Source organism: Flavobacterium sp. ACAM 123, from assembly GCF_000264055.1.
Taxonomy (GTDB): Bacteria; Bacteroidota; Bacteroidia; order Flavobacteriales; family Flavobacteriaceae; genus Flavobacterium.
The window spans coordinates 1-25842 of sequence record NZ_AJXL01000012.1 but is presented as its reverse complement, the minus strand read 5'-3'; the positions used below and the strand labels follow the sequence as shown (position 1 = coordinate 25842).

Here is a 25842-nt window from a genome sequence, read left to right as displayed (position 1 = left end):
GCCTTCGAACAGGGAATTGAGACTAAGGTTAATTATATAAAAGTAAGATTGAATGAAAACTGCAAGACGTTTAGACATAATTGAAGAATATTATTTCTCTTCTAAATTGAGAGAAGTACGACAATTGGCTTTAGAAGGAAAACCGATTATCAATATGGGAATTGGAAGTCCAGACTTGCGACCATCACAGTCGGTTATTGATGCTGTGAAACTAGCGCTAGAAGATGAAAATGCACATCAGTATCAGAGTTATCAGGGATTACCGGAATTGCGTAAAAGTATGGCTGATTTTTATTTGAATAATTATGAGGTAGCCTTGAATCCCAATACAGAAATTTTGCCTCTAATGGGTTCTAAAGAAGGCATAATGCATATTTCACTAGCTTTTTTAAATGAAGGAGATGAAGTTTTGATTCCGAACCCGGGGTATCCTACATATACTTCAGTAACAAACTTAGTAGGGGCTATACCTGTTTATTATGATTTAAAAGAGAGTACGGATTGGGAACCTGATTTTGAAGCTTTAGAAAAATTAGATTTGTCGAAAGTGAAAATGATGTGGATTGGATATCCGCATATGCCAACAGGAGCAAGGGGAAATCTAGGCTTGTTTGAAAAATTAGTGGCTTTCGCCAAAAAACATCAAATATTGCTGATCAATGACAATCCGTATAGTTTTGTTTTGAATGACAATCCGATGAGTTTGTTGCAGGTTACCGGGGCCAAAGAGGTGTCGTTAGAACTTAACTCTTTGAGCAAAACCTTTAACATGGCAGGATGGAGAGTGGGAATGGTACTAGGAAATGCTGCCGCGATTGACGCTATATTGAAAGTGAAAAGCAATATGGATAGTGGTATGTTTTTCGGAATTCAAAAAGGGGCGATTGCTGCGCTGAATAGCGATAAATCGTGGTTTGACTCGATGAACGTAATTTATGAAAAACGTCGCGTTTTGACGGAGAAATTAGCGGAGAAATTAGGTTGTAAAGTGTATAAAGAAGGAGTTGGCTTATTTGTTTGGGCTAAATTACCAGAAGGAAGTGTTTCTGCTGAAGAGTTTATTGATCAGATTTTACAAGAGAAGTCTATTTTTATTGCACCGGGAACTATCTTTGGAAGCAATGGAGAAGGATACATCCGATTTGCACTATGCGTGAAAGAAGAAAAAGTACAGGAAGCAATTGATCGATTTTAGTCCTCCCCCCAGCCCCATCCGAAGGAGGGGGAGATGATGTGCTTGTGCTTGTGAAATATTGGGATTTATCGTGTCTGAATTATAGTGGTCAATGACAAAGGTGTACTTGTAAACAAAAAACCCTAGCCCTGATAGCAGTGGAAATCCTTTAATGTCGGAGTTAGGCATTAAAGATTGAAACGGATAGCAGGAAATAGCTCCTAATAAATTTTAGGATAATAGTTAAAAAGATAAAATGAAAGTTTATATAATAGGAATTGGTTTGATTGGTGGGTCGATGGCATTAGACATTAAAGGATTGTACCCTGAGGCTACTGTTTACGGTGTAGATACTGATGAAGATCATTTACAGGAGGCATTGCGCTTGGGAGTGGTAGATGCGGCTGCTTCAATAGAAAACCTTTTAGATGCAGATTTCGTAATTCTTTCGGTTCCGGTAGATGTTGCGCTGACTGTGCTGCCAAAAGTTTTAGATGTGATCGATGAGAATAGCATTGTTTTTGAGGTAGGTTCGACAAAAGCACCTATTTGTGAAGCGGTAACAAATCATCCTAAAAGGAGGAATTTTATTGCGACACACCCTATTGCAGGTACCGAGTTTTCAGGACCTTCGGCAGCAATAAAAGGGCTGTATGAGGGTAAAACCAATATTATCTGCGAAGTGGAACGCACCGCTTTTAAATTACAGGAAAAGGCATTGGAACTTTTTAAAGCGATGGGAATGCGTATTCGATACATGGATCCAAAAGCGCATGACAAACATATCGCTTATGTCTCTCATTTATCTCACATTAGCGCTTTTATGCTGGGTAAAACGGTGATAAATAAAGAAAAACACGAACAGGATATATTTGATATGGCAGGTTCGGGATTTGAAAGTACCGTTCGACTAGCCAAAAGTTCACCAGCCATGTGGACGCCTATTTTTAAACAAAATAAGGTACAGGTAATAGAAACGTTAGAAGAGTTTATTTCAAATCTTACCCAGTTCAAAGATTTGCTGATAAAAGAAGACTATAATGCAATTTTTGAAGAAATGGAAAGCGTGAATAGAATCAAAGAAATTTTGAATGGTATGAATATAAAAAAGTAGTGAATATTCAAGCGAAGTTTAAAATTAACAAAAGAAGAACAACACAAAAAAACAATAAAAAAAATAATTAGAAAAGATGGAAAACAAGAAAGAAATGAGAACATGGTTGAATGATTTCAATTTAACTCACCCATTTGTGATCGCGGGACCTTGTAGTGCTGAAACAGAAGAACAAGTATTGAAAATAGCACATGAATTGAAAGATTCTGATGTAAGTGTTTTTAGAGCAGGAATATGGAAGCCAAGAACACGTCCAGGAGGATTTGAAGGTGTTGGAGAAATAGGATTGAAATGGTTGCAAAAAGCAAAAGCTGAAACCGGTTTATTGATGGGGACTGAGGTGGCAACTAGGGCACACTGTATATTAGCTTTGGAGCATGATATTGATGTATTATGGGTTGGTGCTCGTACAACAGCAAACCCATTTGCAGTTCAAGAAATTGCAGATACATTAAAAGGAACTGATAAAATTGTTTTGATCAAAAATCCGGTAAATCCAGATATGGCTTTATGGCTTGGAGGAGTAGAGCGATTGTATAATGCAGGAATTAAAAATTTAGGAGTAATTCATAGAGGTTTTTCTACTTACGAAAAAACAAAATACAGAAACATTCCAGAATGGCAAATTGCTATTGAATTACAAAATAAATTTCCTGATTTACCTTTAATTATAGATCCATCTCATATCACAGGAAATCGCGAAATGATACTTGAGGTGACGCAAGAAGCTCTAGATTTGAATTATGACGGAATGATCATTGAAACACATACAGATCCAGATAACGCTTGGAGTGACGCTGCACAGCAAGTAACACCAACTGCCCTGAAACAAATTTTTGTAGATTTGAAAGTAAGAAAAGAAGATGACAAGTCTACTGAATTTACACAAAAAATGACCAAGCTTAGAGCAAACATTGATGTTTTAGATGCTAGTCTATTGGATTTGTTAGGCAAAAGAATGAAAGTGGCTGATGAAATTGGTCTGGTTAAAAAAGAAGCTAACGTGGCAGTACTGCAAAACAAACGTTGGAATGAAATTTTAGGAAAAATGATTCTTGAAGGGGAGAAAAAAGGATTGACTGAAGAGTTTGTTCTTAGAATGTTCAAAGCAATCCACCAAGAAAGTATAGGTCATCAAGACAAAGTGATTAATGCATAATTAGTATATAATCTTATTGAATGAATCCCCACTTTTTTAAAAAATTGTGGGGATTTTTTTATCTATAATTTTACAGCAATCAAAAACTTTACACTTCATACTTTAAACGCGCAACAAACAATTATCTTTGCAAAGCATATCATGTGTACAAAAAGGCACATTGAACGCCGAATATCGTAAATAATAAAAATGACAGGACTCGTATATAAATCTACAGGAAGTTGGTACACCGTAAAATCAGAACAAGGCGATTTTATTGAATGCCGTATGAAAGGGAAATTCCGAATCAAAGGAATTAAAAGTACCAATCCTATAGCTGTAGGGGATATTGTGGATTATGAGCTCGAAGAATCTTCGGATACTGTAACGGGTACTATCCACAATATTCACGATAGAAAGAATTATATCGTTCGAAAATCAGTGAATTTATCCCATCAGATGCATATTATTGCCTCTAATATTGATCGCGTTTTCCTTTTGGTTACGATCAACAACCCGCCCACAACTTTTAATTTTATTGATCGGTTTTTAGTAACTGCTGAGGCTTATGGAATAGAAACTATATTAGTATTTAATAAAATAGATACTTTTGATGAAGCTACCTTGGATGAACAATTGTACATGCAGCATGTGTATCAGAATATTGGATACAAATGCCTGCGCGTTTCCTCTACTGAAATGAAAGGAATAGAAAAACTGAAAGAAATGATGATTGGCAAAGTGAGTATGTTTTCAGGGCATTCAGGGGTAGGGAAATCAACTTTGGTGAATGCTATGGAACCTTCACTGCACTTAAAAACAAAAGTAATCTCAGAAGCTAGTAAGCAAGGCCAGCACACAACAACTTTTGCTGAAATGTATGATTTGTCTTTTGACGCTAAAATTATTGATACGCCAGGTATTAAGGGTTTTGGGGTAGTAGATATGGAGCCGGCAGAAATCAGCGGCTATTTTCCTGAATTTTTTAAATTGAAAGAGCAGTGCAAATTCAATAACTGCTTGCATAAAGAGGAACCAAAGTGTGCTGTGAAAGAAGCATTAGAAAAAGATGAAATAGCCTGGTCCCGTTATAGAAGTTACCTAAAAATTCTTGAAGGTGATGACGAAAACTATCGTATAGATATTCATAATGAAGATAGAATAGAAAGTGATGAAAATAGAAAATAGCCTCCCAACTATCGAATGGGGAGTTTTCAAAAATACAAATAAAATTTTTCTTAGTATGAATTCAGCTTTTGTTTTTCAACTGTACAATGTTCCCTCTTCGGGGGACAGGGGGCTATGAAAATTGTTCTCCAAAGAGTTTCCTCGGGATCTGTAACCATCGACAATAGAGTAGTGGCCGATATTCAAAAAGGACTATTGATATTAGTTGGAATAGTAGATACGGACCGTCAGGAAGACATTGACTGGTTAGTAGGTAAAATCACTAAAATTCGCATTTTTGATGATGAAAATCAAGTGATGAACTTGTCTATTCAGGATATCGACGGCGAGATAATCGTAGTTAGCCAGTTTACGCTTCATGCCGCTACCAAAAAAGGCAATCGTCCGTCTTACATTAAAGCAGCAAAACCGGATAATGCCATTCCGCTTTATGAAAATTTCGTAAAGTCCCTTGAATTAGTATTTGGGAAGAAAGTGCTAACGGGAGTTTTTGGTGCAGATATGAAAGTTAGTTTGGTAAATGACGGACCGGTGACTATAATTATGGATAGTAAAAATAAAGAGTAATCGCTTGTTTATTGTAAGATTTATTCTATTTTTGGAAGTAACAAATAATTAAACTGAAACCAAAGTGCCTGTTTTCGACAGATGTTACTTTGTAAAATTTTCGTATTCGGAATTATTTATACTTTCAAAAACATGAAAATTAAAATAGTATTACTAACAATTTTTGTTGGTTTCAGCTCCACATTAAGAGCGCAGAAGAATGAATATTCTACAGTAACCATTGCTGATAGCTTAAAAGAAAATGCAAACGCCATTGTACGTTTGAACCAAATTGACATTACTATTTCTTCTCAAAGAAGCATGATTATCCATACTAAAAGAGTTATTACGGTTTTAAACGAAAAAGGACTTTCCGCCATAGATGCCATAGAGAACTATAATAAGAAAATTACTGTTAGAGAGATTGAAGCTTATGTTTATGATAGGTTTGGCAACGAAATAAAAAGAGTAAAGAGAAAAGATTTTAAGGACCAAAGCGCAGTCGGCTCGAGCACTCTTTTTTCTGAAAGCAGGTATCTTTATTTGGACTACACCCCTACACAATATCCTTTTACGGTAGTTTATGAAAGCAAGCTCGAAACTTCAAACACTGCTTTTATTCCACAATGGTATCCGGTGTCTAACTTTTTTGTTAGTGTAGAAAAAAGTGTTTTAAATGTCGACTGTCCTGAAAACTTAGGGTTTAAAAAAATGGAGTTTAATTTTGAAAATTTTAATATCCAAAAAACATCAGATACGGCAACGCAACTCTCCTATATGGCAAGTAATATATCAGCTCAAAAGCAAGAGGAATACAGTCCGTCATTTAGTGTAGTTTTACCAAAAGTAATGATGGGACTAGAACTTTTTCACCTGGAGGACGTTGATGGATCTGCTAAAAGCTGGAAAGAATTTGGGCAGTGGTACTCTCGTGAAATATTAACGGGCACAACGATATTACCAGAAGAAACAAAAGCTAAAATGAGAGCCCTTATTGGAGACGAAATGAATCCAATAGTGAAAGCAAAATTGATTTACGACTACGTTCAGCAAAAATCAAGATATGTCAGCATACAGGTTGGGATAGGTGGATGGAAGCCGATGGATGCTAGTGATGTTGATAGATTAGGGTATGGAGATTGTAAAGCGTTGACAAATTATACAAAGGCTCTTTTGGAGGTAGTAGGTGTGCCTTCCTACAATACAATTTTATATGGCGACAGCTACAAGAAAGATATTGAATCTGACTTTGTATCGATGCAAGGGAATCATATGATTTTAGCGATTCCTAATGAGGATAATTACATTTGGTTAGAGTGTACAAGTCAGGATGATCCTTTTGGTTACCAAGGTACTTTTACCGATGACAGAAATGTTTTAGTTATAAAGCCGGAAGGAGGTGAAATTGTCAGAACGAAACTATACAAAGACAAGGACAATACTCAAAGCAGTTCCGGCAGCTATTTTTTATCGAAAGAGGGAGATTTAGTAGGGAAAATCACAATAATATCTGAAGGATCGCAATACAATCAAAAAGCGCTCTTAGTCAATCTTCCTCCGACGGAAAAAGAAGCACATTATAAACGGTATTGGGGTAATATCAGGAAATTTAAAAATTACTAACACCGCTTTTTTTAATGATAAAGAGAATGTTCGATTAACTGAAAAAACAGAAATTAACGCGGGGAATTATGGTAATATTTCTGGAGGTAAAATGATGTTTGCCCTCAATGCTTACAATCAGTATACGGGTAGCGTAAAAAGAATTAGAAATCGTAAAAATCCATTCGAAATTCAAAGAGGATTTTCTGATTCCGATGAAATTGCAATTGTATTACCCCACGAATTCGCTGTCGAATTTTTACCAAACAATTATGAATTAAAAAGTAAGTTTGGAGAATATAAAACAAAATATATAAAAAAGGAAGACGGTAGTCTTATTTACGAACGAAGTCTATTCATAACAAAAGGAATGTACTCGAACACGGATTACGATGAATACCGACTTTTTATAGAACAAGTTTCAAGAAACGATAACGCCAAAATTATATTAACCAAAATCTAAACCGATGAAATTAAGTCAATTAGCCTTCTTTTTATTAATTGCAACATTTTTTTCAAATTTAAATGCGCAAGACTTTAAATTAGGAAAAGTTTCCGTTGCCGAACTTCAAGAGAAAGTTCATCCTAGAGATTCTGCTGCAGTGGCAGCCATATTATATAAAAAAGGGGAGGTTCGATTTGAGTATATTGAAGATGAAGGGTTTAAAATAATTACCGTTGTGCAAACCCGTATTAAAATTTATAAAAAAGAAGGATATGATTGGGCAAACCAAGCGGTACGTTATTACTTGGGAAGTAATGGCGAAGAAAAAATTTATATCTCAGATGCGGTCACCTATAATCTAGTAGGAGATAAAATAGAAAAGGACAAATTAAAAAATGATGGGGAATTTAATGAAGAAATTAATAAGTATTGGGGGAGCAAGAAGATAACAATGCCTAATGTAAAAGAAGGTTCGGTTATTGAATTCGAATATACCATTAAATCTCCGCGGTTAAGCGAACTAGTCGATTGGAGCTTTCAGAGTAGCATTCCAGTTAATTATTCGGAATTCATAACTCATATACCAGAATATTTTGTTTATCGCCCGAATCAAAAAGGATATGTTTTTCTAAAGGTTACTGATGAAAGGAAAAAGAAAACTATTGTTAAAAACAGTAAAGAAAGATCAGGTAACCGGGTGAGTAAGACGGTGTTTTCTCAAACAAAAATTGATTACCTCGAAACAATCACAACCTACGTAGCGGAGAGTTTACCAGCGATGAAAGAGGAAGATTATGTCAATAATATTGATAATTATACATCAAGTATTTCGCATGAGTTGGCTATGACTAAATTTCCTGACAGCTCTAATGATTCGTATGCCACAGATTGGCCTTCAGCTACAAAAAAGATTTATGAGAATGACGATTTTGGAGCAGAGCTTAACAAGACTGGGTATTTTGAGGATGATATAAATAGCTTGATTACCGGTTTGAAAACCCCGTATGAAAAAATAGATGTGATTTATAATTTTGTGAAAGCTAATATAAAATGGAATGATTATTACGGCTATTCCTGTAATGATGGAGTAAAAAAAGCTTATCAGGACAAGGCCGGGAACATAGCTGAAATCAACCTGATGCTGACTGCGATGTTGCGCTATTCTGGATTGAATGCAAATCCAGTTTTGGTGAGCACGCGATCTAATGGAATTGCATTGTTTCCTAATAGGACCGCTTTTAATTATGTGATTGCTGCAGTTGAAACTCCAAGTGGGATGATGTTGTTAGATGCGTCAGATAAATTTGCAACGCCAAACGTACTGCCTTTTAGGGCTTTGAACTGGATAGGGAGATTGATTAGAAAAGATGGGACGTCGGATGTGGTTGATTTAATGCCCAAAGTGAATTCTAATAGCACGGTTATGATGAATTACACTATTGATGAAAGAGGTATGATCTCTGGAAAACTGAGGAAGCAACAAACAGATTATAATGCAATGACTTTTAGGAAAAAAGTGGATAATGTTACAGAAGACAGCTATCTTGAAAAGTTAGAGAATGAAAATAGAAAAATCGAAGTGACAGGCTATTCAAGAGAAAATGAAAAGGATCTTAAATTAGCTGTTATGGAAACGTACTCCTTCACTGGTTCTAATCTTTGTTAAATAATTGGAGGCAAAATTTATGTGAGTCCAATGCTGTTTTTTACAGAGGTAAAAAACCCGTTTCAGCAAGAAGTACGTCAATATCCCGTGGATTATGGATTTCCATTCATAGAAAAAAATACGATAAATATTCATATTCCAGAAGGATATACTATAGAAAAAGTTCCCGATCCCGCAGTTATTACAATGCAAGAGAACCTCGGGAGTTTCAGTTTTATTACGAATGTGGTAGGAAACCAGATTCAAATATCCATAATAAACCAGGTAAATACGGCAATAATTCCATCGGATTATTACTCTATGCTAAAAGAGTACTATCAAGGTATGATAGATAAGGAAAACGAAAAAATTATTTTAACCAAAGTTTAATCATAATGCTTTGTAAAAAATCACTACTCCTTTTTTTATTTGTTTTTTTGTTCTCAAAAATAAATGCACAAAATTCTGATTTAAGTAAAGTTTCTATTGAAGAATTAAAACAACGAGTACATCCAAAAGATACCGCTGCAGTGGCCGCAATACTATTTAAAAAGGGAAAAACAGTTTTTAAATATGAAAATGAAAAGGGGTTTTACGCGATACACGAATGTCAGATAAGAATCAAGATTTATAAAAAAGAAGGGCTACGTTGGGCAAATTTTGAAGTGCCCTATTATGTGGGTTATGAAAATATGAGCGATGATGTTGTAAGGTTTTCTGACGCCATTACTTATAACCTCGAAGGTCTTGATATTGTTAAAACTAAATTAAATAGCGAAGGCAGTTTTAAAAAAAATATAAATGAATACTGGAACGAGGCAAGTATCACGATGCCCAATGTAAAAGTAGGTTCAATTATTGAATTTAGATATAGTTTGAAATCAGAGAATGTTGTTAAATTTCCGTTTTTTGATATTCAATACGATATCCCTTTGAATTATGCAGAATACAAAACGGAAATACCTGAGTTTTATATTTATAAACCTATTCTAACCGGCAGCGTAAAAGTAAAGACAGAAGCTAAAATTGCAAATGGGTTTCAAAACTTTGAAAAGAAATACAGGGAGACAGGTAGTATGAACTACAAGCAAATTAATACTTTACATATTGCCAATGATGTGCCCGCATTGAAAGAGGAAGATTATGTTGATAATATCAAAAACTATAAGTCTTCTATTCGATATGAACTAGAAAGAACACGTTTTCCTAATCAAGAAATAAAAGATTACTCAATCACTTGGGAGGGCGTTTCTAGAACTATTTTTGAAAATAAAGACTTTGGTATTGCGTTAGATGAGCAGTCGTATCTAATTGATGATTTGAGATTTATTATTGGAGGTTCAGATAAGGCGGATTTGTCACAATTAGAAAAGCTTAGCATCATTTTTAAATTTGTACAACAAAAGATGAATTGGAATAATCAGTTTGGGTATTTTGTTGATAAAGGAGTTGAAAAAGCATATGTTGAGAAAACAGGAAATGTAGCCGAAATTAATTTTATATTAATTGGGATGTTAAAGTTGGCAGGTATTAATGTTAATCCAGTTTTGTTAAGTACTATCGAACATGGTATTCCTGCTTTTCCTAACCGAACAATTTTCAATTATGTAATTGCAGGAGTACAAATTGATGGCAAACAAATACTATTAGATGCTACAAATAAATATACGATACCTAATATTATTCCTTTTAATACATTAAACAGATTCGGGAGATTGATAAGAAAAGATGGGTCGTCAGAGGAAATAGATCTTATGCCAAAAACGACCTCTAATGAAAATATTGCTTTATTTGTGTCAGTTGATGAATATGGAAAAATTGCTGGGAAATGTCGCATTCAAAAAAGCGATTATCTAGCACTTCGTTTTAGAGAAAATAACAAAGCAATTAATACGGACAGCTATCTCGAAAAATTAGAAAATACTTTAAACGGAATACAAATAAGTGATTATAAAATAGAAAATCTATCTAATTTAGAAAAACCAATTATAGAATCTTTCACATTTTCAACTGCTAATCATTGTGAGATAATAGGCGATAAAATATTTGTCAACCCCAAGTTATTTTTCACAAACAGCAAAAACCCTTTTGTTAAGGAGGCTAGAGAAATGCCTGTTTATTTTGGGTATCCCAAACAGCAAAAACATCAGATTACTATAAATATTCCTGAAGGTTATATGGTCGAATCTGTACCGGAGCCGATTAAGATTGCCACTGGACAAAACGTAGGACTATTTATCTTTGACATTCTTCCAGAGGGAAAGAGAATACAAATCTCTTTTATAGAAGAAATAGACGAAACACTCGTTTCTTCTGATTTTTATGAGGTGTTAAAAGACTTCTTTCAGCAAATGATTAACAAGCAAAATGAAAAAATAGTTTTAATCAAAGTGTAATCACAGAATTGGAAGAGCTGTATTTGTGGGGTTTTTTTAGTCTACTGGTGTTCTTTGATGTGTAACTTTTTTTATTACTTTCACTTACCTTTGTGTTTATCCATAAAACAACAACAACAATATGAACTTAAAAGATTCCCAATTAGACGTAGACAACTGGATTAAGGAACACGGCGTTCGGTATTTCAACGAACTGACCAATATGGCACAACTTACTGAAGAAGTAGGCGAAGTGGCGCGCATTATTGCCCGTCGTTACGGGGAACAATCAGAGAAAGAAAGCGATAAAAACAAAGATCTTGGTGAAGAACTAGCTGATGTTGTTTTTGTGGTTTTGTGTCTCGCCAATCAAACTGGTATTGATTTACAAGCAGCATTCGATAAGAAAATGGATTTTAAATCGGTGCGGGATAAGGATCGTCATAAAAACAATGAAAAGCTAAAATAATTTGTGGACGATAAATTATGAATTTCTGCCGAGGAATGGTAAATTGCGCGCATGAATTATTCAGATCATAATTCAGTACTCATCACTCATAATTACAACATGAATTTACTGTTACAAACTACCCATTCTAATTTAAAAGCCCGAATTGCTGTAACCGGCTCAAAAAGTGAAACCAACCGTTTGCTGTTGTTGCAGGCTTTGTTTCCTAAGATCACGCTAGTAAACACATCTAATTCTGATGATAGCGAAGTGATGCAAAAAGCATTAAAAGGAAATGATGAGCTTGTAGATATTCACCATGCTGGAACTGCCATGCGGTTTCTTACCGCATTTTTTGCAGTAAATGAAGGCCACGAAGTAGTTTTGACCGGTTCGCAACGAATGACGGAGCGTCCTATCAAAGTGTTGGTAGAAGCATTAGAACAATTGGGAGCAATAATTTCTTATGATAAAGAAGCGGGTTTTCCGCCTATTCGAATAAAGGGACAAAAAATAACAGCCTCGAAGGTAAGTATTCCTGCAAATGTAAGCAGCCAATACATTTCAGCTTTGCTGCTGATTGCTTCTAAATTAGAAAAAGGCTTAGAATTGACATTGGAGGGTGAAATAACTTCCGTACCCTACATCAAAATGACATTAGCTTTGCTAAATGATCTAGATATTAAAACAAAGTTTGACGGAAATGTCATCAAAGTATATCCAAAGGCAGAAGTGCAAACAAAAGAAATGACAGTGGAATCCGACTGGAGTTCTGCTTCTTACTTTTTTAGTTTAGTGGCTTTGTCAGAAACGGCTTCAATCACTTTGAGTAGTTATAAAGAAACAAGTTTGCAAGGAGATTCTGCTTTGATGGAAATCTATAAGCAAATGGGAGTTGAAACTCATTTCGATGGGGATAAAATGACTTTGGTTAAAGTGCCTGATTTTAAATTAGGAAACGTAGACTTCGAACTCAATAACACACCAGATATTGCACAAACAATTGTGGTCACTTGTCTTGGTCTAAGCATTGGCTGTCATCTTACAGGACTTCATACATTAAAAATTAAAGAAACAGATAGACTAGAAGCACTTAGAATTGAGCTGACAAAACTGGGAGCAAATATTTCTGTAACAAACGATAGTTTAACGCTTGTGGCTTCAAATACGATAAACCCAAATATTAAAATTGCGACTTATAATGATCATAGAATGGCAATGGCATTTGCTCCTTTAGCATTAAAAGTGCCAATAATAATCGAAAATGCCGAAGTTGTTTCTAAATCGTACCCTGATTTCTGGAAAGATTTGAAAAGTTTAGGTTTTAATATTGCTGAACTGACAGTGTAATTATCAATGTTTACGGGGGTAAACACTTATCGCTTTGTTACTTTGCAATTTAGTATTTAAATTAAATAGCAAAACACTTGACAACGCCTATCTCACAGTCGTATATTTGCATTCTTAAATAAGTTTTACTAGAGGACTAAATAAGTATGTCTTATATGGTAAACTTTTAAACAAAAATATAAAGATGAAATTATCACATTTTCAATTTGATTTACCTAAGGAATTGTTGGCAGAATTTCCGTCTGAACACAGAGATGAAGCGCGCTTAATGGTTATTGATCGCAAGAAACAAACTATCGAACATAAAACGTTCAAAGATGTTATTGATTATTTTGACGATGGCGATGTCTTAATTCTGAATAATACTAAAGTTTTCCCAGCACGTTTATACGGAAATAAAGAAAAAACAGGAGCGAGAATCGAAGTTTTTTTACTTAGAGAATTAAATGCAGAGCAACGTCTTTGGGATGTTTTAGTAGATCCAGCACGTAAAATTAGAATCGGAAACAAATTGTATTTCGGTGACGATGATTCATTAGTAGCTGAGGTTATTGATAATACTACTTCTCGTGGAAGAACATTGCGTTTCCTGTACGATGGTTCTTATGAAGAATTCAGAAAGAAATTGACGGAACTTGGAGAGACTCCAATACCAAAATATATAAGCAGAGATGTTACTCCAGAAGATGCTGAGCGTTACCAAACTATATATGCTAAAGAAGAAGGCGCTGTAGCAGCACCTACTGCAGGATTGCACTTCTCTAAGCATTTATTGAAAAAACTAGAAATCAAAGGAATCAAATTTGCCGAAGTTACATTACACGTTGGTTTGGGAACATTTAATCCTGTTGAGGTGGAAGATTTGTCAAAACATAAAATGGACTCTGAGGAATTAAAGATTACTCAAGGAGCCTGTGATATTGTTAACGATGCAAAAACCAAGAAAAAACGTATTTGTACCGTAGGAACAACTTCTATGCGTGCTGTAGAAAGTTCGGTTTCTTCACATGGAACGTTAAATCCTTTTGATGGTTGGACAAACAAATTTGTTTTTCCTCCTCATGAATTTACAATTCCTACTTGCATGATTACAAACTTTCATACACCAAAATCTACTTTGTTAATGATGGTATCTGCATTTTGTGGACACGATTTAATGAAAAGAGCGTATGAAGAAGCAATCAAAGAAGAGTATAAGTTTTATTCTTACGGTGATGCAATGTTGATTATTTAATTTGAACTCATTTCAGGTTCTCTATATAAATCTCGTCAGTAATGGCGAGATTTTTTTTGGGCGTGTCCCAAAAGGACCGGGCTATCCGTTGCAATCTCCCTAAAAACGGGAGGATTTCCACTTCACACGAGCGATAGCAAACTGGCGAAGCAATCCTTCACGCGATGCTGGGTCTGTACTAACGTTTTTGGCAAACCAAAAAACGCCAAAATGAGTCAACTCAAGAAGTTAATTTTATTGTAAGCGGAGTGTAATACCAAACCAATTTATATCTTATTGTAATGTGTTGTGGTATAATGTCGATGTCATATGAAAATAGTACAATATAATTGCCCTATGTTGAATATACAATCGGTATAAATATATAAGTGCTACTGTTAAGTAAAGATAGGAGCTGAACAGAAATCTTCGCTAATATCGCCTTATGGATGGATAGGGATTTATTAAACTTATAAAATAAAGGAGTTACATTTTGAGGAGGAAGAAATATTAGTTATTTTTACAAAACTAAATAATAGCCATGATTTTCGAAAACACTAAACAATTTGCCAAACAACTCGATTCAGAAGACAAATTAAATAAATACAGAGATGAATTCATTTTTCCAAAAGTGAATGATAAAAAGGTAATTTATTTTACGGGAAATTCATTGGGCTTGCAGCCCAAAAGAACAAGGGCTTATGTCGATGAAGTAATGGATGATTGGGCAAACTTAGCGGTCCAAGGACATTTTTATGCTGAAAAGCCTTGGTGGGATTATCACGAGCGTTTAGTTAAGCCATTAGGTAAAATTATGGGGGCAATACCCTCTGAAATTACTGTAATGAACACATTAACGGTCAATCTTCATTTGATGATGGTGTCATTTTACAGACCTACAAAAAAGAGATACAAGATTATTTGTGAGGAAAAAGCATTTCCTTCTGATCAATACATGTTTCAAAGTCAAGTCAATTTCCATGGCTACAATGCAGATGATGCTCTTGTAGAAATTAAACGACGTGATGGGGAACACAATATCCGTACAGAGGATGTTTTGGCCAAAATTAAGGAAGTAGGAGATGAACTGGCTTTGGTTTTAATAGGCGGAGTGAATTACTATACGGGTCAGGTTTTTGATATGAAAACGATAACTGCTGCTGGTCACGAAGCCGGGGCTATTGTAGGTTGGGATCTAGCTCACGCTGCCGGAAATGTGAAATTAGAATTACACGATTGGAATATTGATTTTGCTTCATGGTGTAGTTACAAGTATATGAATTCAGGGCCAGGGAATGCCTCTGGATGTTTTGTGCATGAAAAACACCACAACAACCCTGATTTACCCCGATTTGCAGGATGGTGGGGTCACAATAAAGAACGCCGTTTCAAAATGGAACAGCTTTTTGATCCTGCGCCAGGAGCCGAAGGTTGGCAAATCAGTAATATACCAATACTTTCTTTAGCGCCTTACCTGGCCTCTTTAGAAATGTTTGACGAAATAGGGATGGAGGCAATAATGGAGAAAAGAGATAAGATAACGTCTTATTTAGAATATATTCTTCACGAAATTGATAAGGAGGTTAAAGGAGGTTTTGAAATAATAACTCCAACGAATCCAAACGAGAGAGGATGTCAATTGTCTGTCTTTCTGCATGGACAAGGACGCAGTTTGTTTGACTATTTAATGAAAAATGGGGTGATTACAGACTGGCGTGAACCTAATGTAATTCGTTTTGCTCCAGCACCTCTATATTGTTCGTTTGAAGACATGTATAACTTTGGACAAATATTAAAAAGCGGTATCAAAGAAGTAAGCGAATAATAGTAAAACCCATTGACGAATTAGAGATTTATTCGTCAATGGGTTTTTTCATTGCGGTGAGAATTGTCTATTGATGGAAAGTGAAAAAGACGGTCTTAGTCTACAAATGGAAGCTATTTTATTTAAAAAATGACTTCGTAGGAGTATCTTTCCTTGCGTATTCAAAACGATCAAGTAGCTTGGGTAAACAATAGCCATCAAGGCCATTTATAGCGACTACATTTCCTTTTTCAATTTGTAGCCAGCCATCTTTATGTCTCAGGTTTTCATCAAAAAACAAGTTTTCTATAGAGGCAATAATGTGTACCGTATCATTTTCCTTAATGTAATATTCATTAACATACTTGCAGTATAATTGAACGGGGCTACCTTTTGTAAAAGGAAACGCGATACCTTCTTTGTATTCTTCTTCCAGATTGGTTTTGCTAAACTCGGATACGCCGCTTTCATAATTAGCTGATGTATGATGTGCATCAGCAATCATTTCTTCAGTAATATGATTTACGGTAAAATACCCCGTAGCTTTTATGTTTTTGTAGGTATTACGAGGAACTATCGTGGGGCGTACAATAAAGCCTATCAAGGCAGGGTTACTCCCTAAATGCGTTATACTACTAAATATAGCAACGTTGACTGATCCATCCAGTGATTTTGTGGCAATTAAATTGGCTGATTTGTAACCCGTGCAGGAATTTATTAAATTTAATCGTTCTACTTTTTCAAGTTTAGAAAGATCTTCTTGGGAAAGTGCAGTCATAGTAGTTTGTTTATTTATTTTGTTTAACAAAAATACAATAATAATAAACAAGATTGCAGGCAGAATGCAATTTTGATTTAAGAATAGGATAGTTTTCTAGGACTTTTTAAGTCAAACGGCCTAATCACGATTTGTAAAAGTGCCATGGTATTATTCTTATAGAGTCAGGTATGATGGTTAGATTCTAAAAAAAAAGGTTTTAAAATAAATTAAATTTGCAATTACATGGAAGTGATAGAACTTTAGTTGTCTGGAATAGTCTGAATTATATAAGAAATACTTTAAATAATAGAAGTGGTATTTCGCTTTTTAGATGTTTCTTTGAGCACTATTAATTTTAAAATAGAAAATTATGAAAGCATTATATGTTGTAGCACTGTCTCTGTTTATTATTTCTTGTCAAAATCAAGGAAAAAAGGATTTAGAGGCTGCCAAGAAAGCAACTATTGATTCTATGGAAGTTGCAATGGAAAAGCAAAAAGTGATTGACTCCATGCAGATGGAGATGACAAAAGTAGAAATGCAAAAGGAAACAATTATAGTTAATCAGCCAGGAACAAATACAAGTACCACTACAACCACCACAGTAAAAAAGAAAGGTTGGAGTAGTACAGCAAAAGGAGCTGTAATTGGTGCAGGAGTTGGTGCAGCTACCGGAGCGATTATCAGTAAGAAAAAAGTACAAGGAGCAATAATTGGTGGTGTTGCTGGAGCTGGAATTGGAGCTGGGACTGGTGCTATTATTGACGGAAGCCAAAAGTAACACGATTTATTTTTGATATAAGAGTGTTTAAGTTCCAATTGGAATCTAAACACTCTTTTTATTTTTAAATTAAGGGAGGTTTAGCAATTAAGGCATAAGAATGAAATACAATTCGTGCAAATATATTCGGAATTATTTATATTTGTTTATCATAAAGTAGTAAAATGAAAATAGTCAAAATAATTCTTTTAGTTGTAGTATCATTAATCGCAATCCTAATCGTTGGATTGGCGCTGTATGGTTTTTATCTAAAGCCGAAGTACGAAGGTAAAGTACAGCTAGAAAGCATTCACGAAGAAACAACGGTGTATTTTGATGATTTTGGGGTGCCTCATATATATGCCAATAATTCTATAGACGCAATGACTGCTTTAGGATATGTTCATGCGCAAGATCGTTTGTGGCAAATGGAATTAATGCGACGTATAGCACCGGGCCGTTTGTCTGAAATTTTCGGAAAAGTCGCTTTAAAGAATGATACATTTTTCGCTGGTCTGGGTATTGCAGAAGCCTCTGAAAAAGCGATTACTGATTTAGATAAAGCTAGTGAAAGTTATAAATTGACAGTGGCTTATCTAGAGGGTATTAATCAATATATGAACGAAGGGGTTACCCCAATCGAGTTTCAGTTGGTTGGTGTTGAGAAAGAGAAATTTACCATTACAGATGTGTATAATATTTTTGGATACATGTCTTTTAGTTTTGCTATGGCACATAAAACAGATCCGTTAATGACGGACATACGCAATAAATATGGAATGGAGTACCTTAAGGACTTTGGACTTGATGGAGAGTTGAATACTACATTAATTAAAAGTGCAAAGGAAAAACCAGAAGAGTTTTTAGCTATCTCAAAATCAGTCACGGCTTTATTAGACAATTCACCGATTCCTCCTTTTATAGGAAGTAATAGCTGGGTTATTGCTCCAAAGAAAACTAAAAATGGTAAAGTGATCTTCGCAAATGATCCGCACATTGGATTTTCGCAGCCGGGAACATGGTATGAAGCACATATAGTAACACCTGATTTTGAATTATACGGTTGCTATTTGGCAGGAACACCCTTTCCTTTATTGGGACACAATAGGGAGTATGCGTACGGCTTGACCATGTTTGAAAATGATGATATTGATTTCTATCAAGAAGAGAATAGTCCTGATAATGCCAATAAATATAAAGCTCCTACAGGTTTTAGTGACTACACAATTAGAAAGGAAATTATAAAAGTAAAAGATACTACCGATGTAGTGCTCAATGTGAAAGTAAGTCGGCACGGTCCCGTTATGAACGGCTTGATAACGGGTTTAGATGATAACAAGCCGGTAGCAATGTCTTGGATTTATACCCAGCAACCCATTCGTATTCTCGATGCGGTTTACATCCTTTCGCATGCAAAAAACAAAACAGATTTTCAAAAAGGGGTAGCGCTTATTTCAGCTCCGGGATTAAACGTGATGTATGGCGATGCCAAAGGAAATGTTGCCTGGTGGGCAACGGGTAAATTATACAAACATAACGGTGGAGTCGATACTCATTTTATTTTGGATGGTTCCTCAGGAAAAGAGGACATTACGGAATATATGGATTTCTCCAAGAATCCTTCGGCAGTAAACCCAGAATGGGGCTTTGTATATTCAGCTAACAATCAGGCTGAAGCAGTTGATGGGTTTGTATATCCGGGATATTATCTTCCAGAAGACAGAGCGAAAAGAATTGCGCAGTTATTAGAGCCAAAGTCCAATTGGGATAAAGAATCTGTTGGTAAAATGCTTAATGATAATACTTCATCAGTAGCTCCAAATGTGGTTAAGAATTTAATTTCTGGGATAGAGGCCAATTCACTTTCGAAAAATGAAAAAGAAGCGGTTGCGATTTTAAAATGTTGGAAAGGAACAAATAACACAGAGGATGTAGCGCCTACTATTTACAATAAGCTGATTTATATGTATCTGAAAAACACTTATAAAGATGAGTTAGGGGAAGAAGGATTCAAGCAGTTTTTAGCAACACACATAATGAAACAACTAATCGCTACGCAAATCGCTAATGAGAAGTCTCTTTGGTGGGATAATATTGAAACTAAAAATAGAAAGGAATCAAGAACCGAAATTCTTTCGAAATCTTTTAAAGAAGCAATCGCATCATTAGAAACACAATTAGGGAAGTCAGTCCCTGCATGGACTTGGAATAAGGTGCATGTAGTCGAGTATGAGCACCCACTGGGTAAAGTGGCTATGCTGAGAAAAATATTTAATGTAGGTCCATTTGAAGTTTCGGGTTCTAACGAGGTAATCAACAACCAGATGTTTGATTATACAAATGAGTCTAAATATGTAGTGAAAGGAGGGCCTTCCTCTCGAAGAGTTATTGATTTCTCGGATATTGAAAACAGTTGGAATATTCTGCCTACGGGACAATCAGGGAACCCGTTAAGCGCGCATTACAACGACCAGGCAAAAATATACAATGCAGGTAATTTTCGGAAAATGAAAATCAATAAAGAGGAAATTATTAAAACTTCAACTAAATTGGTTTTTATTCCCGCTAAATAGTAGCGGTTTTTAAAGCACTTAAAATAATAAATCATTATTTTTGTTCAAATATCATAAAAACAATGCAAACTCCAAAAAAAATAGCAGTTGTAGGTTCTGGCTTGGTGGGATCTTTATTAGCTATTTACTTACGCAAAGCTGGCCATACCGTTCACTTATACGATAGAAGTCCCGATATCAGGCAAATTCAGTTCTCCGGACGTTCAATAAATTTGGCAATGTCAAATAGAGGCTGGAAAGCGCTCGATGGTGTTGGGGTATCAGATTCGGTTCATGAAATCGCAATACCCATGGACAAACGCGCCATTCACTTGGTGGATAAGCTTAACTTTCAAAATTATGGTCAAGAGGGTGAAAGTATTTATTCTATTTCCAGAGGAGCGCTGAATAAAAGAATGATTGATTTGGCCGAACAGGCCGGAGCCGAATTTTTCTTCGAGCAGAAAATATGGGACGTTACTTTGGCTGACGCCACTTTGCACATCGGAGAAACGGAAAGGGGAGCCTGGGAAGAAAAGAAATACGATATCGTTTTTGGTGCTGATGGTGCTTTCTCTAGAATACGCCACCGCATGCAACGCCAAAGTATGTTTGACTATTCGCAGGAGTTTTTAAATATTGGTTATAAGGAACTAAATATTCCTGCAAATCCAGATGGCTCTCATAAACTAGATAAAAATTCATTTCATATTTGGCCTCGCGGTGAGTACATGTTGATTGCATTACCTAATTTAGACGGTAGTTTTACGTGTACTTTATTCATGCCATTTGAAGGAGAGAATTCTTTTGCGTCGTTGGAAGACAGAAGGGATGTAGCGCTGTTTTTTGAAAAGAACTTTCCGGACTCTATCGAAGTTATTCCAAATTTGACCGAAGATTTTTTCAAAAACCCAACGAGTACTATGGTAACAATGAAATGTTATCCCTGGACTTATGAAGATAAAATTGCTTTAGTGGGGGATTCATCCCATGCGATTGTACCTTTTTATGGGCAAGGGATGAATTCCGGTTTTGAAGATATTTCGATTCTTAATGAAATGATGGAAAAATACGGGGATGATTGGGAGATGGTTTTTTCTGAATATCAAAAATCACGTAAGCCTAATGCTGATGCTATTGCAGAACTCTCCTATCGTAATTTTATGGAAATGAGTTCTAAAACAGCAGATGACAAATTCCTCTTGCAAAAGAAAATTGAAAAATCGTTTTCAGACAAGCACCCTGATAGGTGGATTCCTCTTTACAGTAGGGTTACATTTAGTGATCGTCCTTATGCTGAGGCTTTAGCGATTGGAGATGATCAAAATGCAATTATGGAGGAAGTTTTAAAAACTGAAAACATAGAGGCTGTTTGGGATAGTAAAGAGATTGAAAATATGATTTTAGCCCTTTTAGATGAGAAAGAAACAGTCAAGAATTAGACATTTAATTCTTGACTGTTGTACGTATTATTCGCGATGCACTTTAGTGAAATCGAATGCTGGCGTGCATATGGCGATATACTCGCAGGGTTCATCAAACGGGTTGGAGTATTGAACTCTGGTATTCTTTTCTATTTTTATGGATTGTCCGGCTTCAAGAATAATGGTGTCGTCTTCAATGATAAACTGCTTTTTTCCTTTTATGATATAAGTGTATTCTTCAAATTCTGGAGTTTGAAAGGGCTCGTTCCATTTGGGAGGTGCAATCATATGGGCAATTGATATATCAGGATTATTTGTTGTTGCCAAACCGTGGTGTTCTTCGATCAATTTTCCATCCGTGGTGGGGACGATAAATGGGGCGTTTTGGATAAAATATTTTTTCATTTTAAGTTTTTATTTAAATAGTAATTCGAGTTTTATTTCTAGGTTGTGTTGTGTCTTGTGATATAATGTAAAAAAACTTCTTGAGATTATCGCTTTAGTTTAATAGGGATCAAGAAGTTAAGTATATTATCCCGTATCCGCAAGCTTTAAATCCTGAATGTAATTAGGAATCTATTTGATGGGATTAGCCTTGTGTCTTTCTTGGCTTAGAACTGTAGTTTAAACTATTATTTTCCAATAATTCAAGTACTGTGTTCCCTGTTAGTTGCCAAATTCGAATCTGCCTATTGATAATATTATTCTACATCATTTCTCGATACGGAAGCTATTTTTAAATCTTATTTTTGGCTTTGCGAATTATGCGCTTTCAGGTAGTTCCTTGTTTCTTCTCATAATCACAAAGAATAAAATTGTTATTAAAACAGCAATCACAATTCCAATAATATCCGAGGCAACTATGTCGAATCCAAAACCTATTGTAGGGTCGTAAAAAAGAAAGGACCCTAACACTGATGTTATGAAAAACGCAGGTACTAATGCAATAATATAATGGGTTTTTCTTTGGTATAAATATACGGTTCCAATCCAAAGGGCAATGGCGGATATGCTCTGATTTGCCCAAGAAAAATATCTCCATAGAAGTTGAAAATCTATTTTAGTAAGAATAAAGGCAATTACAAAAAGGGGTATTGCAATCATGAATCGGTTTCTAAGCGCTTTCTGGTCAATTTTTAAGTAATCTGCAATAATCATTCGCGCCGCTCTAAAGGAAGTATCCCCAGACGTTATTGGTAAAACGATAACACCTAAAACGGCAATTGTTCCACCAATAGTTCCCAAAAATACTGTAGCGATTTTATGAACTATTCCCGGGAGTCCTTCATTAGCAAGTAAAATACTAAGGTCTTCTCCGTTCATGAGGCTCATTGCAGCTGCTGCCCAAATCATAGCAATAACGCCTTCAACAATCATCATTCCGTAAAATATTTTTCGTCCATCCTTCTCGTTTCTGATTGTTCTGGCGATTATTGGAGACTGGGTTGCGTGAAATCCAGATAAAGCACCACAGGAGATTGTTAGAAATATTACAGGATAATAGGGAAGATCTTTAGGATGCATGTTGGTCAGAGTCAGTTCCGGAATTGGATTGCCGTACATAAACATGCCAAATGCTACACCTACGGCACTCAACAATAATAAAAGCCCAAGAATAGGGTAGATTTTCCCGATAATTTTATCGATAGGTAAAACAGTGGCGATAATATAATATGCAAATATCGCAAGCACGATTATGGTAAACATATTTAGATCTTTACCTATTAAATCATCGATCATACTTGCTGGTGCTGAAATAAAAACAGTTCCTACTAAAAGAAGCAACAATACGGTGAAGAAATTAACTACATGACTAAAGGACTTACCTAAAAATTTAGACGCTAAAGCGGGTAAGTGAGCACCGCCATATCTAACGGAGATCATTCCCGTTAAGTAATCGTGTACGGCCCCGGCAAAAACACAGCCGAGAACTATCCAAAGAAAAGCCACTGGTCCATAAAGTGCTCCTAATATAGGGCCAAAAATGGGGCCTACTCCTGCAATATTTAAAACTTGAATTAAAGAGTTCCTATTGCTGTCCATTGGAACAAAGTCTACGCCGTCTGCATGCGTGTAGGCTGGAGTAGCTCTATTGGCGTCAGGTTTAAAGATGCTTTCAACAAATTTACCGTAAAAGATATACCCCAACACTAATAAAATGACGGCCGTAATAAATGTAATCATAATGTTGTACTCAGTTAATTAACACTCTTAAAGGCTCCCAAGTTAATACTATTATCAAGAAACAACCGGCTTTAATGTGTATATTATAATTTTTAAAAATAAAATGGTTTTTTAGAGATTATAAGATCAGGAATAACATCTAGGCGGATATTAAACTCAATATGAACCTAATTTATAGTAATATTTTGAAAAACAGTTGTATTTTTTAGTAGAGCTTTACAATTAAAGGCTTTTCATTAGAAGTATATCTCAAGTTGAATTCAGCTTATTAATATGTGACGAGGAGAATTGTTGAGTTTAACCAGTTTCAGGATGCAGGCGGTCTTACTCGTTATTTACAGGTTTCATTTTTTTATTATTTTATTCAAAATTACCAATGCACCTCTTATAAAAGTAGCACTAGTCAAAACTTTTAAAACAGATTTGCTTACTGCGTCTGCAGTGGTTTGCCCTTGTTGCTGTTTAGGTACCTTGGCTTCTTCTTTCTGCATTTCTTGTTTAGCGGCTTCTTCATTTGTTACAGCTATTTTTTTATTCAGCATTTCATAAGCACTCTCGCGATCGATAAGTTCACTGTATTTTTTAACTAATTTAGATTTATGATTGATTTCCTGAACTTCACTTTCGGTTAAAACATCCATACGGCTCATCGGTGCCCGCATCATCGTGGACACAAGAGGGGGTAGGGATTTCTTATTCATTGAAGGCGGTAACCAATGCTTCGCCAATTCCTAAATTGGTTAATACTTCACTTGTGATGTAATAATCAGAAGAGAGGTAATCGTTGGCAGTTTGTTTAATAGATTGGCGATCTTTAGCGGTAAAGGCTCTCAAAGCATGTTGTATTTGTAGTCCTAACTGAGCCAATACGCCGCTTGGAACATCCATTGGGTTTTGGGTTATAAAGTAAATTCCAATTCCTTTTGAGCGAATCAGTTTTACGATGATCTCAATTTGTTCTAGTAATGCTTTACTGGTCTCGCTAAAAATTAAATGAGCTTCGTCAATTAAAATCACTAATTCCGGGTGTTCTGAATCCCCTTTTTCTGGAATTTGTTGGTATATCTAAGTAAGGAGACTAAGCATGTAAGTACAAAATAATTTTGGTTTGTCTTGAATGTCTGTTAATCGAATGATGTTGATGTAGCCTTTTCCATTTTCATCAATTCGCATTAAATCGTCGATGTCAAAAGACATTTTGCCAAAAAACAACTCAGCTCCTTGCTGTTCTAGTTCGATTATCTTTCTAAGAATGATTCCCGTAGTACAAGTAGAAATCCTTCCATAGTTTTCTGTTATTTCATTTTTTCCTTCCTCGGTTATGTAGTTTATTACCTTTTTAAGGTCTTTAAAGTCTAATAAAGGCATTTTATTATCATTGCAATATTTAAAGAGTACTGACATTACACCAGACTGGGTATCATTCAAGTCCAAAATTCTCGAAAATAGTACCGGCTCGAATTCGGAAACCGTGGCGCGCAGTCGTACTCCGTCTTGTTTGGATAACGTTAATAGCTCGACGGGAATTTAGTTATAGTTTATGGAATATTTATTTTGGTGTGCCGTTTGGCTATAAATGTTTTCTCTTCTCCCTCTTTTGCGATGCCGCTAAAATCACCTTCGATGTCCATCATTACTGCGGGAATTCCAAATGACAACAGCTGATCTGATAAAACTTGAATGGTTTTAGTTTTTCCGGTTCTAGCGGCTCCAGCGATCAATCCTTGCCTATTAAGTGTTTTTTAGTGGGATTTGTACATGGGTTACCGACAATCGGCGCGCCATCAAGTAAGGCCCGTCCCAGAGTAATACTTTCTCCTTTCGAATTGTAGCCTTGAGTAATATGCTTTATAAATTCTTCTTTTGTATTCATAACGTTGATAGTGTTTGATTTAGATGCAAGATATTATTATCGGTCGTATTTTAAATCATGTAATCGTGGGATTTACTGCCGTTTTATCCCTTTTTTATTGATAATAGTGGAAAAACTTATTGTAGGTGATTAAATTCTTTTTATTGATATATTGTTCTATTATATCACAAAACTATATTTTATATGTCAAAAAATAGTAAATTTGGTCAATGATATTGATTAAAACTCACATATTAAAAACATAGGT

The 25842-nt window shown here is 35.4% G+C and carries 20 protein-coding genes and 1 pseudogene; 17 read left to right on the top strand and 4 right to left on the bottom strand.

From position 1 onward, the window contains the following. The first annotated feature begins 52 nt into the window (after window positions 1–52). From A3SG_RS0103530 to kynU, 14 genes are all read left to right on the top strand, one after another. Entirely contained in the window at window positions 53–1195 is a 1143-nt protein-coding gene (locus A3SG_RS0103530; RefSeq protein WP_016988627.1) for a pyridoxal phosphate-dependent aminotransferase, read from the top strand. 235 nt (window positions 1196–1430) lie between these two features. Further along, window positions 1431–2288 (top strand): prephenate dehydrogenase, encoded by an 858-nt coding sequence (locus tag A3SG_RS0103525; protein ID WP_016988626.1) that lies wholly within the window; start codon window positions 1431–1433, stop codon window positions 2286–2288. A gap of 76 nt (window positions 2289–2364) precedes the next feature. Continuing rightward, on the top strand, window positions 2365–3447 hold the full coding sequence (locus A3SG_RS0103520) for a bifunctional 3-deoxy-7-phosphoheptulonate synthase/chorismate mutase type II (protein ID WP_016988625.1): 1083 nt from the start codon (window positions 2365–2367) through the stop codon (window positions 3445–3447). A 189-nt stretch (window positions 3448–3636) separates the two neighbouring features. Continuing rightward, window positions 3637–4614 (top strand): ribosome small subunit-dependent GTPase A, encoded by a 978-nt coding sequence (rsgA, locus tag A3SG_RS0103515; protein WP_016988624.1) that lies wholly within the window; start codon window positions 3637–3639, stop codon window positions 4612–4614. 114 nt (window positions 4615–4728) lie between these two features. Further along, window positions 4729–5181, top strand: coding sequence for a D-aminoacyl-tRNA deacylase (gene dtd, locus A3SG_RS0103505; protein ID WP_016988622.1), 453 nt, complete (start codon window positions 4729–4731; stop codon window positions 5179–5181). A gap of 132 nt (window positions 5182–5313) precedes the next feature. Further along, window positions 5314–6783: a DUF3857 domain-containing protein gene (locus A3SG_RS19015; RefSeq protein WP_232226269.1), complete on the top strand. Its 1470-nt coding sequence runs from the start codon at window positions 5314–5316 to the stop codon at window positions 6781–6783. A gap of 91 nt (window positions 6784–6874) precedes the next feature. Beyond that, the gene (locus A3SG_RS22180; RefSeq protein WP_232226268.1) at window positions 6875–7225 is read left to right on the top strand and encodes a DUF3858 domain-containing protein; all 351 of its coding nucleotides are present in this window, start codon (window positions 6875–6877) and stop codon (window positions 7223–7225) included. A gap of 4 nt (window positions 7226–7229) precedes the next feature. Continuing rightward, the gene (locus A3SG_RS19010) at window positions 7230–8873 is read left to right on the top strand and encodes a DUF3857 domain-containing protein (protein WP_016988621.1); all 1644 of its coding nucleotides are present in this window, start codon (window positions 7230–7232) and stop codon (window positions 8871–8873) included. A gap of 30 nt (window positions 8874–8903) precedes the next feature. Continuing rightward, window positions 8904–9242: a hypothetical protein gene (locus tag A3SG_RS22870; protein WP_016988620.1), complete on the top strand. Its 339-nt coding sequence runs from the start codon at window positions 8904–8906 to the stop codon at window positions 9240–9242. A 47-nt stretch (window positions 9243–9289) separates the two neighbouring features. Further along, window positions 9290–11248: a DUF3857 domain-containing protein gene (locus tag A3SG_RS0103490; RefSeq protein ID WP_232226267.1), complete on the top strand. Its 1959-nt coding sequence runs from the start codon at window positions 9290–9292 to the stop codon at window positions 11246–11248. A gap of 121 nt (window positions 11249–11369) precedes the next feature. Further along, window positions 11370–11696, top strand: a complete 327-nt coding sequence (locus A3SG_RS0103485; protein ID WP_016988618.1) for a nucleotide pyrophosphohydrolase — start codon at window positions 11370–11372, stop codon at window positions 11694–11696. Window positions 11697–11795: 99 nt separating this feature from the next. Further along, on the top strand, window positions 11796–13025 hold the full coding sequence (gene aroA, locus A3SG_RS0103480) for a 3-phosphoshikimate 1-carboxyvinyltransferase (protein ID WP_029596587.1): 1230 nt from the start codon (window positions 11796–11798) through the stop codon (window positions 13023–13025). 184 nt (window positions 13026–13209) lie between these two features. Continuing rightward, on the top strand, window positions 13210–14259 hold the full coding sequence (queA, locus tag A3SG_RS0103475; protein ID WP_016988616.1) for a tRNA preQ1(34) S-adenosylmethionine ribosyltransferase-isomerase QueA: 1050 nt from the start codon (window positions 13210–13212) through the stop codon (window positions 14257–14259). Window positions 14260–14779: 520 nt separating this feature from the next. Then, window positions 14780–16063 (top strand): kynureninase, encoded by a 1284-nt coding sequence (gene kynU, locus A3SG_RS0103470; RefSeq protein ID WP_016988615.1) that lies wholly within the window; start codon window positions 14780–14782, stop codon window positions 16061–16063. A gap of 118 nt (window positions 16064–16181) precedes the next feature. Here kynU and A3SG_RS0103465 read toward each other — a convergent pair whose 3' ends face one another. Beyond that, window positions 16182–16820 (bottom strand): flavin reductase family protein, encoded by a 639-nt coding sequence (locus A3SG_RS0103465; RefSeq protein WP_016988614.1) that lies wholly within the window; start codon window positions 16818–16820, stop codon window positions 16182–16184. Between the two features lie 352 nt (window positions 16821–17172). Here A3SG_RS0103465 and A3SG_RS0103460 point away from each other — a divergent pair, with 352 nt between their 5' ends. The 3 genes from A3SG_RS0103460 (at window position 17173) to A3SG_RS0103450 (ending at window position 21556) form a co-directional block, all read left to right on the top strand. Next, window positions 17173–17583 carry a YMGG-like glycine zipper-containing protein gene (locus A3SG_RS0103460; RefSeq protein ID WP_016988613.1) on the top strand — a complete coding sequence of 137 codons (411 nt, stop codon included), beginning with the start codon at window positions 17173–17175 and terminating at the stop codon, window positions 17581–17583. A gap of 164 nt (window positions 17584–17747) precedes the next feature. Beyond that, entirely contained in the window at window positions 17748–20135 is a 2388-nt protein-coding gene (locus A3SG_RS0103455) for a penicillin acylase family protein (protein WP_016988612.1), read from the top strand. Between the two features lie 62 nt (window positions 20136–20197). Next, window positions 20198–21556, top strand: coding sequence for an FAD-dependent oxidoreductase (locus A3SG_RS0103450; RefSeq protein WP_016988611.1), 1359 nt, complete (start codon window positions 20198–20200; stop codon window positions 21554–21556). A gap of 27 nt (window positions 21557–21583) precedes the next feature. On the opposite strand, the gene A3SG_RS0103445 is transcribed toward A3SG_RS0103450, so the two are convergent. The 3 genes and pseudogenes from A3SG_RS0103445 to A3SG_RS23045 form a co-directional block, all read right to left on the bottom strand. Next, window positions 21584–21943 carry a cupin domain-containing protein gene (locus A3SG_RS0103445; protein WP_016988610.1) on the bottom strand — a complete coding sequence of 120 codons (360 nt, stop codon included), beginning with the start codon at window positions 21941–21943 and terminating at the stop codon, window positions 21584–21586. 357 nt (window positions 21944–22300) lie between these two features. Beyond that, complete coding sequence (locus tag A3SG_RS0103440) at window positions 22301–23722, bottom strand: carbon starvation protein A (RefSeq protein ID WP_016988609.1); 1422 nt, start codon at window positions 23720–23722, stop codon at window positions 22301–22303. A gap of 344 nt (window positions 23723–24066) precedes the next feature. Next, window positions 24067–25595: pseudogene (locus A3SG_RS23045) on the bottom strand (helicase HerA-like domain-containing protein). Window positions 25596–25842: the final 247 nt, after the last annotated feature.

What these genes read in the sequence shown, in the direction of transcription:
- A3SG_RS22180 (WP_232226268.1), top strand. Translation starts at nt 6,875, where the DNA reads ATGATGTTTGCCCTCAATGCTTACAATCAGTATACGGGTAGCGTAAAA.
- A3SG_RS0103485 (WP_016988618.1), top strand. Translation starts at nt 11,370, where the DNA reads ATGAACTTAAAAGATTCCCAATTAGACGTAGACAACTGGATTAAGGAA.
- A3SG_RS0103455 (WP_016988612.1), top strand. Translation starts at nt 17,748, where the DNA reads ATGAAAATAGTCAAAATAATTCTTTTAGTTGTAGTATCATTAATCGCA.
- A3SG_RS0103525 (WP_016988626.1), top strand. Translation starts at nt 1,431, where the DNA reads ATGAAAGTTTATATAATAGGAATTGGTTTGATTGGTGGGTCGATGGCA.
- A3SG_RS0103465 (WP_016988614.1), bottom strand. Translation starts at nt 16,820, where the DNA reads ATGACTGCACTTTCCCAAGAAGATCTTTCTAAACTTGAAAAAGTAGAA.
- kynU (WP_016988615.1), top strand. Translation starts at nt 14,780, where the DNA reads ATGATTTTCGAAAACACTAAACAATTTGCCAAACAACTCGATTCAGAA.
- A3SG_RS0103445 (WP_016988610.1), bottom strand. Translation starts at nt 21,943, where the DNA reads ATGAAAAAATATTTTATCCAAAACGCCCCATTTATCGTCCCCACCACG.
- A3SG_RS19010 (WP_016988621.1), top strand. Translation starts at nt 7,230, where the DNA reads ATGAAATTAAGTCAATTAGCCTTCTTTTTATTAATTGCAACATTTTTT.
- rsgA (WP_016988624.1), top strand. Translation starts at nt 3,637, where the DNA reads ATGACAGGACTCGTATATAAATCTACAGGAAGTTGGTACACCGTAAAA.
- A3SG_RS0103520 (WP_016988625.1), top strand. Translation starts at nt 2,365, where the DNA reads ATGGAAAACAAGAAAGAAATGAGAACATGGTTGAATGATTTCAATTTA.
- A3SG_RS0103530 (WP_016988627.1), top strand. Translation starts at nt 53, where the DNA reads ATGAAAACTGCAAGACGTTTAGACATAATTGAAGAATATTATTTCTCT.
- A3SG_RS22870 (WP_016988620.1), top strand. Translation starts at nt 8,904, where the DNA reads ATGCTGTTTTTTACAGAGGTAAAAAACCCGTTTCAGCAAGAAGTACGT.
- A3SG_RS19015 (WP_232226269.1), top strand. Translation starts at nt 5,314, where the DNA reads ATGAAAATTAAAATAGTATTACTAACAATTTTTGTTGGTTTCAGCTCC.
- A3SG_RS0103450 (WP_016988611.1), top strand. Translation starts at nt 20,198, where the DNA reads ATGCAAACTCCAAAAAAAATAGCAGTTGTAGGTTCTGGCTTGGTGGGA.
- aroA (WP_029596587.1), top strand. Translation starts at nt 11,796, where the DNA reads ATGAATTTACTGTTACAAACTACCCATTCTAATTTAAAAGCCCGAATT.
- dtd (WP_016988622.1), top strand. Translation starts at nt 4,729, where the DNA reads ATGAAAATTGTTCTCCAAAGAGTTTCCTCGGGATCTGTAACCATCGAC.
- A3SG_RS0103460 (WP_016988613.1), top strand. Translation starts at nt 17,173, where the DNA reads ATGAAAGCATTATATGTTGTAGCACTGTCTCTGTTTATTATTTCTTGT.
- queA (WP_016988616.1), top strand. Translation starts at nt 13,210, where the DNA reads ATGAAATTATCACATTTTCAATTTGATTTACCTAAGGAATTGTTGGCA.
- A3SG_RS0103440 (WP_016988609.1), bottom strand. Translation starts at nt 23,722, where the DNA reads ATGATTACATTTATTACGGCCGTCATTTTATTAGTGTTGGGGTATATC.